Raw genomic sequence first — 12,595 nt, forward strand, 5'->3', positions numbered from 1 at the left:
GTTTATACTGTGTTTAATTTTATTAATTGATGAATCACTTACTCATGAAAGGAGCGGAATCGAATGGCAAAGAACGAGACGACGATGGTTAATCGCAAATCAGACATTATATCGGCGGCGATCGCGGTATTCGCTGAGATCGGATACTACCGTGCAACGACGGCACAGGTTGCGGAGCGGGCCCAAATATCGCAGCCGTATATATTTAAATTTTTTGCAACGAAGGAAGCTTTGCTGCTGACTGCACTGGAGGTATCGTGGGCGAGAGTGGTTGATTCCTTCCGTAAAGTTGTAGAGTCTGCTGTGCCGGAACAACTGGAGAGCGGACTAATTGAGGCCTATGAGGAGATCTTAGCGACATATCAGAATGAAGTTCTTCTGCAGATGCAGGCTCAGACGATCCGGGAAGCGTCCATCCAAGAAGCGATGCGCAATGGATATGGAGAAGTGTGCCAAATGGTGCTCGAAGCCTTCCGTGCAGCGGGTATTGCGAATGCCGAGGAGCGGACGATGCTATTCCTCGCACGAGGATTATTGTGCAATATTTCGGTCGCGCTGGCCATGCCGGAGCTGAAGGAATTTTGAGGAGGAATGTCCTCTTCGAAAATTAGTGATTGACCAATCAATAAATGTATTGATTAATCGATTATAGCGTGATATATTGATTTCAACAGAAGTTAGTGATTGATCAATCACAAAATTAAAATGAGGTGATTCCAATGAAAAAAGCAATTGTAATAGGGGCAACAGGAGGAACAGGTGCTGCCATTGTAGAGGAGCTGGTCACACGAGGGATTCAGACGATAGCCTTTGGACGATCCCAGCAGAAGCTGGATCAACTTCAGGCTAGGTTAGGTCATCCAGCGCATCTCGCGTTAGCTGTAGGGGATGCTTTTCAGCCAGAGCGTATTGTCTCCGCTTCAGAAGATGCAGACGTCCTGTTCCATTGCGCGAATGTGCCGTATCACGAGATGGTAAGCAAGCTGATTCCGCTTGGCGAATCGGTGATGGAGGCAGCGAATCAGATGGGTATCAAGGTCGTCGTGATCGACGGCATCTATCCGTTTGGAAGAAGACAGATGGCTCGTGCAACCGAAGAGCATCCGAAGCAGCCGCATACGAAGAAGGGAAAGATCAGACTCGCTTATGAGAAGATGCTGTTCGAGAAGCGCTGGAGTCGGGCGCAGGTGATGATCGTCCGCTTGCCGGATTATTATGGCCCATCGGCGAACGAGGCTTCCTATCTGGGCTCTACACTCGAAGCGATCTCGGCAGGTAAAATGGCGTTTTTCATCGGCAATATGCATATCCCGAGGGAGTTTGTATATTTACCTGACGCGGCTTATATGATTGCAGAGCTTGCTAGCAGGGACCATGCTTATAGCCAGAATTGGCATATTCCCGGTGCAGGTTTAATCTCAGGCAAGGAAATCGTGCGAATCGCCCGGCAGGCCAGCGGAAGTACCAAACCGGTCATTCCACTAGGAAGAATGGGACTGTCTTTGCTCGGTATCTCCGTACCTGTCATGAAGGAAGTCGTGGAGATGTTATATTTGACCGAAGAGCCGCTTGTGCTCAGTGGAGAGAAATATGCGAAGTGGATCGGGCCGATACGGGCGACTGCTTTTGAGAAGGGAATTGCGGATACCGTTCGCACATTGCAAAAGTCTCGAATTTAGTTATTGATTAATCACTAATAGATAATACTGGTTACGATGGAAAGGCTGCTGCGGGCAGCCTTTTTTGACATGATGGCAGACATCCTCGGCATCAGATGGATGATTCAGCATGTGCCTACAGAGTCGATAGACTTGTTCTTTGTAAGTCTCGAACATTTCCCGATCGTTCAATTCACGAGCACCTCCTCGTTCGGTGTATTTTCATAGGTAAGACCAATAAAGGTTCGAAAAGGTTCCCTAGAAGATTAACGCTCCCAAGAAGTGGTATGATAAGGATAGTAAGGTTTGGAGTTTGTGTAATGAATTGAGAGGAGATCGATACATAATGAATTTAGCACATTTAAAGTCCGAGATGATGGAACGGTTTATTTCTTATGTGAAAGTCGACACCCAGTCAAATGAGGATAGCACGACATGTCCTTCGACGCCTGGGCAGCTTACGCTTGCGAACCAGCTGATCGATGAATTGAAGCGAATTGGTATGGAGGACGTGACGATCGACGAGAACGGTTATGTCATGGCAACACTCCCTTCGAACTCGGATCACGATGTGACGACGATTGGGTTCCTGGCTCATGTGGATACGGCAACAGATTTTACAGGTGCTGGTGTCAATCCGCAGATTATCGAGAGCTATGAGGGCGGGGACATTGTCTTGAACAAAGAGCTGAATGTTATCCTCTCGCCGGCCAAGTTCCCGGAACTGGGCAACTACCACGGACACACGCTGATTACGACGGATGGGACAACCCTACTTGGCGCCGATGATAAAGCCGGCATTGCAGAGATTATGACAGCGATGGCGTATCTGATCCAGCATCCTGAAATTAAGCGCGGTAAGGTTCGGGTTGCCTTCACACCAGATGAAGAAATCGGCAGAGGTCCGGATAAATTTGACGTCGCAGCCTTTGGCGCGACCTATGCGTATACGATGGACGGCGGCCCACTAGGCGAGCTGGAATATGAGAGCTTCAATGCAGCAGCGGCGAAGATTACGGTTAAAGGCTCGAATGTCCACCCCGGTACGGCCAAAGGGAAAATGATCAATTCTGCCAAAATCGCAATGGATATCCATGCTCAGCTGCCGAAGGAGCAGGCGCCAGAACATACGGAAGGCTACGAAGGCTTCTACCATCTCAGCTCCTTCCAAGGCGATGTGGAACAGTCCAAATTGAGCTATATTATACGGGATTTCGATACCGAGCAATTTGAGGCGAAAAAAGAAAAGCTGGCGGAGATCGTGAGCGAATTCCAAGACAAGTATGGTGCGGACAACGTGATTCTTGAGATGCGCGACCAATACTACAACATGCGGAATAAAATCGAGCCCGTGAAACATATCGTAGATATTGCCCATCAAGCGATGGAGTCGCTCGGGATCACACCGATCGTCATTCCAATTCGCGGAGGTACAGACGGCTCGCAGCTATCCTATATGGGATTGCCGACACCCAACATTTTCGCAGGCGGCGAGAACTTCCACGGGAAATTCGAATATGTGTCCGCAGACAATATGATTAAAGCGACAGAAGTGATCGTTGATATTATTCAGCGGTTCGAGCAACAAGCAGATAAGCAATAGATCAAGGGACCCGTTCATTTGTGTGGGGGGATAGATATCCGTTGGGGAAAGAGTGAGTTGTCACTAATCGTTCTCACGATAGTCATCCTGTTATGGGGTGTTGGCTGCGGCAAGCAGGCAGAGCCAGAGCCGGAGTCCATCTCGAATTCATGGGCTTTTGAATTTATCCGTTGGCATGATATGACCTACCGACTTACCGATGAGGTAGTAGAGCATATTGGAGAGCCCATTGGAGTTGTAGAAACGTACGCATTGGATGAGCTGGCGAGCACGGATGAAGGCGTTTTTTCAAATGCTTTCATCGTGGGCACTCGAATCTATTCGATCGATCAAGTCAGTACCGAGGATGCGATTGCGGTCGAGCAAGACGGGAAGTGGGTTCGATTATTCAATACGGAGAAATTCGGATGGAAACTCCCAGAGAAAAGATCGTGATATGTTAAAAAAGGCTGCCGCAGGCGAAGAGTTATTTTCGCGATGCGGCAGCCTTATTTCACGTTATTCATGTTGAAAGCAACACGTTGTGGGGTTATTTTCGTTAGTGGATCAACTTGCTCTTCTTCGCCTTCTGAACCATGCCTGCGCTGATCTTATTAATTGGCGTTTTCAATGCAAGACCCAGGACAAGTGCAATCCCAGCAAAGATCAGCAGCATCCAGAAATCCATCTGGACGATATCCCAGAGAATGCCGCCAGTCGCCTCGCGCATCATGCTGATCGCATAGGTGAACGGGAGGAACGGATGGATCACTTGGAAGAAATGCGGCGTGACTTGAATAGGGAAGGTGCCACCTGCCCCAGCTAATTGCAAGACGAGCAGGACAATCGACATCGCCTTGCCGACATTGCCGAAGATGGAGACCAGGGTATAGACGATCAGCATGAAAATGATGCTGAGGAACACCCCGAACAGCACGAACCACAGCTTCTCGCGAACGAAGACGCCGAGGAGGTAAATATCCCCGAGCGTGTCGATCAACGATTGTAGAATCGCGATGGTCATGAAGGTTAAGTATCGACCGAAATAGATTTGATAGCCACGGAATTCGACGCCTTCATGGTGTACCTCGACGGAGAGCAACGAGACGAGCAGCAGCGCACCAACCCAGAGAGATAACGTGGTGAAGAAGGGCGACATCCCTGAGCCGTAATTCGGAATGGGGAAAAGCTTGTTCTCTTTCAGCACGACAGGCTTCGCGAAGAAGGAGCTCTCCTTCTCGAAATTGTTCTGCAGCAGATCGATAATTTCTTCAATATTGCCATTCTTCTCGAAGTCTCGAATTGTATTCGCAATTTGGGTGATCTTGGATTTAATCATCGGTAGATCGGCGGTGACGACCTTAATCCCTTGATTACCGAAGGTGAGTCCTTTATTTGCATCATTGAGCAGTTTCTCAATATCCGGCAAACGTGCGGTTGCTTGCCCCAGTATTGTATGAATCTGATCGGTCGATTGTTTGGCTTGTTTCACGGTGTTCACGATGTTCGGAGTAATCTCGGTATCGAAACGATCGATTAGATCGCGTAGATCTGTGGCTGCCTCATCAGACAAGGTGTTCAACCGATTGAGTAACGTATCGGATACGGCTTCCCCACGACTAACAGCGGATTGAATTTCTTTAACGGTCGAGGCTTGTTTTCCGAAATTATCATGGATGCGCTGGAGCCGACCGATCGTTCTGTTGAATAGCTTGCCACGGGAGATTTGGTTCAACTGTTCGAACCAGGATTGCGCACCGCTTGCCAGACGAGCGGCCCCATCGAGACGGGATGCAGCGTGCTGAAGCGCTAGATTGACGGTTGAAGGGTCTGACGTAGTATCTTTCAGTACGCCGGTTAAATCTTTTGTCGCTAGCGCAGCTTGCAGTAGAGAACTGAGGTCTTGTTTGACAAAAGGAGCAGCCGCTTCAATGCCTTTCTGACTATAATCAAGCAGTTCGCTCACATTCTGGCTGAACTGTTTGCCTTTCTGCGCTACATCGGCGAGGATCGGCAGACTGTGCTGCGATTCTTTGACAATGCTCTGCGCGGTCTCGACGTCCTTGAGCGCAACTTTCAAGACGCGCTCCAATTCAGGGAAGCCCTTCTCGACTTTAAAGACAAGGTCGCGCACCTTCTCAATCGTGGGAAGCTCTTTATGGAGCTTGACGCCAATTTCATTGAATTTCTTGAAGATCGCTTTGTTCGCTTCTTTCACGAAGTTGGAGCTAACCTCTTGAATGATGGAGGATGCGCCGCTTGATGTGATTTTGGGTGCGATGGCATTGATCTTTTCATTAACGTAATAGTCAATCTCCGCTTTGATCGGCTCCTTGGATAGGACGGTGGCAATGCGGGCGGAGAACGATTTGGGGATGATGATGCTCGCATAGTAATCGCCATGCTCCGTACCGGAAATGGCTTTCTTCGTATCGACGAATTCCCACCCAATCTGATGATTCTCTCGTAAGGAGGCGATGACTTCTTCACCAATGTTGATGGGCTTGTCCATGATCGTAGCGCCTTGATCATCATTGGAGACGGCCACCTTAATTCCCTTGGTGTTCCCATAAGGGTCCCAGGAGGCTTCAATATTGAACCAAGCGTAGAGCGAGGGTAATATAATGAGCCCCAAAATCATCACACCCGCTGCCCAATTCGTGCATATATGACGCAAATCTGTTCCGTAGATTAGAAATATTCGGCGCATAAGTCCCCCGTTTTCCATGTATGGCATCATTTCTCATGAGTTCAGTTTAAATCTTACGGGTGGGCTTTATGCATGATGTAGGAAATCAGTTCGCTGAAAGGATATTTTTGGAAAAACATCACATACTAAACTAACTTTAATGATAGAGAGTGACGGTGTGCGTTCAGATGGTGAATGTTGCGGAGATATTCTTTTATTTTATCGGCTATGCCTTTGGTGGATGGTTACTAGAGAATGTGTATAGTTGGGTGACGGCAGGGGTGTTCTTCAAGGAGGGGTTCCTCTATGGCCCGTTGAAACCAATGTATGGATTCGCGCCAGTGCTTATTGTGTATTCGATGAATGAATCGACACATTGGGGCTTCTTGCTGCTGCTATGCCTCATCATTCCTACAGTGATCGAATATGCGAGTGGCGTGCTGCTGGAGCGATTGTTTCATCAGCGTTACTGGGACTACAGACATCTGCCGCTGCAGCTGCAAGGACATATTTGTGTGTCGTTTTCGATTTGTTGGGTGCTCTTGTCGCTGGCTGTGGTTGTCGTGCTGCATCCATTATTTCAAACGCTGTATTCGTATGTATCGGTTGTGTGGGGTACACTCTGGCCAATGTTCGCGCTAATCTTGCTGGCAGATTTTGTTGTGACTGTGCGGAATCGCAGTCGAGCGGTGCGTGGGCATCAGCCGGTGTAGTGACGTGTAGGGTGCTTGTGATATGCGTATCTGTTAGCTGGAGTGTGCTCAGGTAAGGGTTAGGATACAAAGGTGCTGGCCGAATGCCGGATGCGATAGGTGATTAGCTCAGTTGTCTACCGACCGCCGTCATGCAACACTACACCACGCGCTGGGAATTGCGCGAGGTGCGAAATGTGTGCACTAGTGAGCCTATCATGGAGTTTCGCACTAACTTTGGACTGAAATGTCCCTGTTGTACTGCTATGTTGGATTATAGTAGGATAGGGTGCCGATTCTGTTCGTTATTGGCGTGTTATAGCAAAAGTTACTGCAAGAATCCAGGATAGACGGAACTTTAGATGAAAATAAGTTCCTATCCTGTATGAAATACAGGATAGGATGGCGCTAGATAGCGCAGTAGGCTTGAAACTCGCTGTTTCAACAAGAAGGGCTAACCTAAGATAGTTAAAATAGGGGAGAGCAGGAAGAGGACAAGCCCCTCCTACTATAGGAGTTGCTCTAGCGCACTTTCTTGTATTTCATAATAACGTATGGTTTGACCTCTGGAGGAGGGCGATAGCAATCCTTTATCGGTGAGCGATTGAAGGTGCTTGCGCGAGGTGCGATAATCAAACCCCCAAGCATGACTCACGTCCTTAGGTCGAATGGGTCTACCGAGCTGCCATGCGAGGTGGAGAATTTCTTTCTCTACTCTGGTTACCTTATCGATCGGGTTGTTGCGCAGTGAATAGGGTCCGATCGCAAGCTGCAGCAATGTGCGGCAAATCTCCGGGTGCTGCTGCACATCGTCGAATGAGAAGTGGATCATCCGCCATCCTAATCCCGTGAGAAATGTGTCACGGTTCAGAGCGTAGCTAAATCTCTCGCGATCCATATCTTTGACATGACTCTGGTAGCCGTCGCATTCAATACCGAATCGTCCAAACGGGGTGATAAAGGCAAAGTCAAGAAAATGCGACTTACGCTTCCAATCATAGACTTCGTATTCTGGATGCAAATGATCGAAATTCCCGAAGAGCGGCCACCATATATTCTGGAGCACCAGCTTCTCGGCATATTGATGCCCGCGGATTAATCTCCCTTTCCGTTCACCTGTGCGATTTTCAATGTGTTGGCGCAGAAATGCTTGGTGCGCTTGTTCAAATAAGCTCGACTCATTCGCCTCCTTCATGGAAATGCATACAAAAAAAGAACGTCCATCTGCCTTCCGGCTATGGACGTTCTTCGTCTGTTTATATTTTACTGGGTGGATGAAGCGCAGTCCAGCCTAAATGCGAGATGGGCACTTGTGCTGTGTGTCTATCATGGAATTTTGCATTAATTTGTGCCATATGCGACCACTGAGATCATCTATCGTGGATTCCTGCAGTAACTTTGAGTGATTTCCTTAGAAATACGACTCATTCCTGACTCTATAATGCAGGAATACATGATAGGTAGCCATATGCATGAATTTCGACTTCTATCCTGTATGAAATACAACATAGACCACACAGCAGAATTGTATGATGCGAGTTGGCGCAGGGGATAGGGTCCAGATCCATCGACGCTGATGTTCAGTACCTTTTCGGTAAGTTCAAATCCCCCAGCACCACTTCAACGGGTAGGCGAAAGTGATGCCCCCACCATGAATTCTATGCAATTGCCAGTATGGCTGCTAGTTAAGGACCTACATGTTCGCCTTCTCCACCACATACGTTGATGCATCCACCTCAGCAACAAATGGACTCACATCCCCAATTGCATAGAGATGAAGCTCATGCATCGCTCGTGTACACGCTGTGTAGAACAGCTTCCGTTCACGCTCATGCGCATATTGTGCAGCCGAGGCGTTGTATAGAATAACAGCGTCGAATTCCATGCCTTTGGCAAGGTAGGAAGGGATGACGACAGTCCCACCTTCGAAGGCCGCCGTCTCTTTGTCAATCAGGCGAAGCGGCGTATGCGCATGTAGCGTATCGTAAGCTTCTTGGCATTCCGCCACGGTCTTGCCGATGATGGCGATGCTATTCAAGCCTTCCGCTTGAAGTGCAGCAATTCGTCCGATGATGTGATCTGCAAGATCTTCTACGCCTGCAGCATAGGTTAGTGTCGGCAAGCGGCCGTCACGATTGAACGGCTCGATCTGCTCGCCACCAGGGATCATGCCCTGCGTGAACTCGGCAATCGGACGTGTTGAACGATAGCTGCGCTTCAGCACATGCGTCTCGGTATGCTCGGGCTCGAACAACGCCATCAGCGAGGCGAAGCCCCCTGCATCCGCGGCATGCGTATAGATCGTCTGATTGAGATCGCCAAGCGCCGTAATCTTCGCGAACGGGAACAGCTGTTTCAAGAAGGCGAATTGGAACGGCGAATAGTCCTGCGCTTCATCAATAAATACATGACGAATCGAAGTATTCGCGTGGAAGCCTTGCAGCAATTCCTTTAGATATAAATACGGCGTCGCATCTTCATATGAGAGCTTAGATTCTTCGAGCCCCGCTAACGTATGCTCACAGATGAGATCCCACTGTGCTGAAGAGATACCATCATTACTCGCTTTCAGACGACCAACCCATTGTTCGTCACGGAATATCTGGCGATAGACGGCAGGAATGTCAATGAAATGGAGCAGCTTCACGTGCCGGCGCAGCTTCTTAAACCGATCTTGAACGATCATAGTCGCAAGCGCGTCACGTTCCCGATCATAATCATCGAAGGATTCCGCCGTGTACTGCTTTTTCTGGCGCAAGCGTTCGAAGGCCTCGGCATAGGCGTCTTTATCAAGTAATTCAATGGCTTCTTCGACCCAGCGTTTCTTCTTCTCTCGTTTCATCAGCTGCGTTAACTCACGGAGCAGAGACTCTGCGACGAGCTTCATCCGATTCGGAATGCGCATGGAATGGTCGAGTGCATAGAATTGATCTGCAATCGATTCGGCGGAGATGAGTTCCCGCCCGCGGAATCGGATCGGTTTGAACTTCATGCCAGCTTGCTTCAAACCATCGGCATATTGCTCGATGAATGTCATATAGGAGGCCGATGTCTTATATCGAATGCTTGCGAGACGCGCTTGATCCTGCGGGGCATCGGTAGCATTTAGTGTATATTCCAATTGTTCGAATGGATCTTCAATCTGGAAGGACCCTGATAGACGTTTCTCCAGATATTGCTGGAACGTCGTCTGCTGCATATTATTCTCGCCAAGCTCCGGTAGGACGGTTGAGACATAGCTGTTGAACAGCGGATTCGGTGAGAATAGCACGATCTGCTCACTGCTCAGCGTGTTCCGGTACCGGTATAACAAATATGCGACACGTTGCAGAGCAGCGGAGGTCTTGCCGCTCCCGGCAGCACCCTGTACGACGAGAAGCCGGCTCCGCTCATTACGGATAATCCGATTCTGCTCCTGTTGTATCGTCGCGACAATCGTCTTCATCTGATTGTCAGCATGTTTACCGAGTACCTCTTGCAGCAGTTCGTCTCCGATCGTTACACCGGTATCGAATAGACTGCGGATCGTACCATTTCGAATAATGAATTGCCTTTTTAGATCCATAACGCCGCGGATTGTACCGCTCGGTGTCTCATATTCCGCAGGACCCGGAGGGTAGTCGTAATACAGACTGGAGACAGGAGCGCGCCAATCATAGATCAGATATTGTTCACCGCTGGAATCGAGCAGGGAAGCAATGCCGAGATAGATCTTCTCCGTGTGAGGATCACCGTCCTCGGTAAAGTCAATGCGTCCAAAATAAGGCGATTGCTGCAGCTTCGTCAGTGTCTTAAGCTGCTCGCGTGCATGACGGTGCGTCGATTCTCGTTCGAAGAGCACCTCAGCTTGCTGCTTCATGCTCGCAAACGTCTCCGCCGCTTCCGCGGAATCCTCGAAATTGACCGTGACATCATCCCAGAAATTTTTGCGAATGTCGACGATTTCGTCCTTGGCGTGCAGCACCTGCTCCTGCAGCTTCGCGATTCGTTGATCGATTTCGGTGACGACCTGCTGGACACGGTCTTGTTCCTGCTGCTGCCAATCTTGCTCTGCTGTACCCATTCGATTCACTCCTTTGGTTCTATAATTGTTGAAATCCCATGTTGACAGTCCCTAATTCGCTATGCTATAATTAATTTAGAAAAGACTGTGAACGGAACATAATTTCATAAAAATAAAACGTTGCTCTCCATTGTAACATGGGGGTTTTTTTAGTTCAACCTATATTTTGTGAGACCTTGTATTGTTAGGATGAGTCACGCAAAGAGTATAATTCTCTTTGCGTGACTCATTTTTTATTTATATTTATTATATAGTTCATGGATTAATCCTCCTAATTTACAATTGCTTGGGTTAGAATGCTGGTTATCTATAGGTACCCGATTGTGAAGGAGATGAAACAGGGGAGCCACACACGCATCGAAAGTCGTCTGCTGTGGTTCTTTTGCTGTATCGGCAATTATGACATGATGGGGATAGGAGGTGTGGGGATGTATTCTGATTTCAAGTTCGCGGATAATCGGCCTGTGTATATTCAGGTCAAGGATTATATGAAGCGTCTAATACTAAAAGGTGCGTTGCAGGCGAACCAGAAGCTCCCGTCCACACGAGAACTGAGCGTATTAATGAATGTTAGCCGCAACACGGTCTTGACCGCATACTCCGATCTGGAGGAGGAGGGCTTCATCTACGCGCTGAAGGGCAAGGGCAATTACGTGGCTTCTTCATCAGGAGAGGCTAAGACTCCGGCAGGCGAGGAAGCAGGGCATCAGCTGGATTGGAGCCAGCGCATCAATGATTATGCGCGATTGGCTGAGCAGGAGGACCTGATGAAGCATGGCATACGGGCAGAAAAGGGTTCAATTCTATTCACGAGCATCGCTCCGGATGAGAAGCTGTTCGATCTGAATAATGTGAAGCGGGCGTTCCTTGATCGGATGTCGATTGAGGGGGAAGTGCTTCTCAACTACGGGTACGCCAAGGGCTACAAGCCGCTCATTGACTATCTGCTGCGGTATATGGAGAACAAAGGTGTTGATCTGACGGGTAAAGATATTCTCATTACCGATGGTTTCACCGAAGGCTTTGACCTTGTGCTGACCGGCCTTGGGAAGTCCAGCGGCCATGCCATCTGCGAGAATCCGACCCATCATACTGCGCTTAAAAATATGAGGCTCCATCAGTTCGCCATCACAGGTATCCAGATGGAACCGGACGGAATGAATCTGGAGCAGTTGGAGCGGGAGCTGACAGCACAGCGCTTCGATCTGGCTTATCTGGTTCCCTCTTACCATAATCCGACGGGGATTGTCATGTCTCCAGAAAAGCGAGTGGAGGCTATTCGGTTATTAGGCAGGAGCCAAGTTCCTATTATTGAGGATGGCTTCAATGAGGAGCTCAGGTACTCAGGTTCCCATGTGGCGCCATTGATCGCAAGCGTCGGCAAGAGCAATAATGTCATTTATATAGGCAGCTTCTCCAAAATACTATTTCCCGGCCTGAGGGTTGGTTGGGTGCTGGCAGACAAAGTATTGGTCAGCTACTTGGAGAGCGTGAAGCGGGCGCGCAGCATTCATACCTCTACGCTAGACCAGTCTTTGCTGTATCAGTATCTTCATAATGGCAACTTCGAAAAGTATTTGAAGCGTGCGCGGGCGGAATACAAAAGAAAATACGAGCTCGCCTTGCACTGCTGCAATACGTATATTCCATTTGCTCGATTATCTGGAGATGGGGGCCTGCATTTGTTCATCGAGTTCGAACCGTCCTTCCAGGCTAGGGAACTGTTAGAGGCATGTACGGAAAAGGGTGTGGTGTTCACGCCAGGTGATATATTCTACGTCAATGGCAGGGGTCAAGGCAGTCATACGATGCGTCTAGGCTTCTCCAGGGTAACGGATGAGGACATTGTAAAAGGTATTCGAATCATAGGCGAGACAGCTGGAGCAATTAGACAAGCGAGAGGATGAAGGC

10 protein-coding genes are annotated in these 12,595 nt (G+C 48.8%); 6 read left to right on the plus strand and 4 right to left on the minus strand.

All coding sequences use genetic code 11. The features are described 5' to 3' along the window. Positions 1-63 precede the first annotated feature (63 nt). Together AC3WU2_RS06740 and AC3WU2_RS06745 are read left to right on the plus strand one after the other, a co-directional pair. Positions 64-585: a TetR/AcrR family transcriptional regulator gene (locus AC3WU2_RS06740; RefSeq protein ID WP_492452554.1), complete on the plus strand. Its 522-nt coding sequence runs from the start codon at positions 64-66 to the stop codon at positions 583-585. 134 nt (positions 586-719) lie between these two features. Continuing rightward, complete coding sequence (locus tag AC3WU2_RS06745) at positions 720-1,679, plus strand: SDR family NAD(P)-dependent oxidoreductase (RefSeq protein ID WP_492452556.1); 960 nt, start codon at positions 720-722, stop codon at positions 1,677-1,679. Here AC3WU2_RS06745 and AC3WU2_RS06750 read toward each other — a convergent pair whose 3' ends face one another. Continuing rightward, entirely contained in the window at positions 1,680-1,850 is a 171-nt protein-coding gene (locus tag AC3WU2_RS06750; protein ID WP_492452558.1) for a hypothetical protein, read from the minus strand. It lies immediately after the preceding gene. A 154-nt stretch (positions 1,851-2,004) separates the two neighbouring features. Here AC3WU2_RS06750 and pepT point away from each other — a divergent pair, with 154 nt between their 5' ends. Both pepT and AC3WU2_RS06760 read left to right on the plus strand, forming a co-directional pair. Next, the gene (pepT, locus tag AC3WU2_RS06755) at positions 2,005-3,261 is read left to right on the plus strand and encodes a peptidase T (RefSeq protein ID WP_492452560.1); all 1,257 of its coding nucleotides are present in this window, start codon (positions 2,005-2,007) and stop codon (positions 3,259-3,261) included. A gap of 57 nt (positions 3,262-3,318) precedes the next feature. Next, complete coding sequence (locus tag AC3WU2_RS06760; protein WP_492452562.1) at positions 3,319-3,696, plus strand: hypothetical protein; 378 nt, start codon at positions 3,319-3,321, stop codon at positions 3,694-3,696. Between the two features lie 103 nt (positions 3,697-3,799). On the opposite strand, the gene AC3WU2_RS06765 is transcribed toward AC3WU2_RS06760, so the two are convergent. Further along, positions 3,800-5,950, minus strand: a complete 2,151-nt coding sequence (locus AC3WU2_RS06765; protein WP_492452564.1) for a YhgE/Pip domain-containing protein — start codon at positions 5,948-5,950, stop codon at positions 3,800-3,802. Positions 5,951-6,117: 167 nt separating this feature from the next. Here AC3WU2_RS06765 and AC3WU2_RS06770 point away from each other — a divergent pair, with 167 nt between their 5' ends. Further along, positions 6,118-6,642, plus strand: a complete 525-nt coding sequence (locus AC3WU2_RS06770; RefSeq protein ID WP_492452566.1) for a putative ABC transporter permease — start codon at positions 6,118-6,120, stop codon at positions 6,640-6,642. Positions 6,643-7,129: 487 nt separating this feature from the next. On the opposite strand, the gene AC3WU2_RS06775 is transcribed toward AC3WU2_RS06770, so the two are convergent. Continuing rightward, the gene (locus AC3WU2_RS06775; protein WP_492452568.1) at positions 7,130-7,816 is read right to left on the minus strand and encodes a hypothetical protein; all 687 of its coding nucleotides are present in this window, start codon (positions 7,814-7,816) and stop codon (positions 7,130-7,132) included. Between the two features lie 498 nt (positions 7,817-8,314). After that, on the minus strand, positions 8,315-10,684 hold the full coding sequence (gene helD, locus AC3WU2_RS06780) for an RNA polymerase recycling motor HelD (protein WP_492452570.1): 2,370 nt from the start codon (positions 10,682-10,684) through the stop codon (positions 8,315-8,317). 428 nt (positions 10,685-11,112) lie between these two features. Here helD and pdxR point away from each other — a divergent pair, with 428 nt between their 5' ends. Continuing rightward, on the plus strand, positions 11,113-12,591 hold the full coding sequence (gene pdxR / locus AC3WU2_RS06785; RefSeq protein ID WP_492452572.1) for a MocR-like pyridoxine biosynthesis transcription factor PdxR: 1,479 nt from the start codon (positions 11,113-11,115) through the stop codon (positions 12,589-12,591). Positions 12,592-12,595: the final 4 nt, after the last annotated feature.

Source organism: Paenibacillus sp. EB106-05-06-XG162 (assembly GCF_058791655.1).

Excerpts from the sequence above, each read along its gene's own strand:
- AC3WU2_RS06740 (WP_492452554.1), top strand. The coding sequence starts at position 64 with ATGGCAAAGAACGAGACGACGATGGTTAATCGCAAATCAGACATTATA.
- AC3WU2_RS06745 (WP_492452556.1), top strand. The coding sequence starts at position 720 with ATGAAAAAAGCAATTGTAATAGGGGCAACAGGAGGAACAGGTGCTGCC.
- pepT (WP_492452560.1), top strand. The coding sequence starts at position 2,005 with ATGAATTTAGCACATTTAAAGTCCGAGATGATGGAACGGTTTATTTCT.
- AC3WU2_RS06765 (WP_492452564.1), bottom strand. The coding sequence starts at position 5,950 with ATGCGCCGAATATTTCTAATCTACGGAACAGATTTGCGTCATATATGC.
- AC3WU2_RS06770 (WP_492452566.1), top strand. The coding sequence starts at position 6,118 with ATGGTGAATGTTGCGGAGATATTCTTTTATTTTATCGGCTATGCCTTT.
- AC3WU2_RS06775 (WP_492452568.1), bottom strand. The coding sequence starts at position 7,816 with ATGAAGGAGGCGAATGAGTCGAGCTTATTTGAACAAGCGCACCAAGCA.
- helD (WP_492452570.1), bottom strand. The coding sequence starts at position 10,684 with ATGGGTACAGCAGAGCAAGATTGGCAGCAGCAGGAACAAGACCGTGTC.
- pdxR (WP_492452572.1), top strand. The coding sequence starts at position 11,113 with ATGTATTCTGATTTCAAGTTCGCGGATAATCGGCCTGTGTATATTCAG.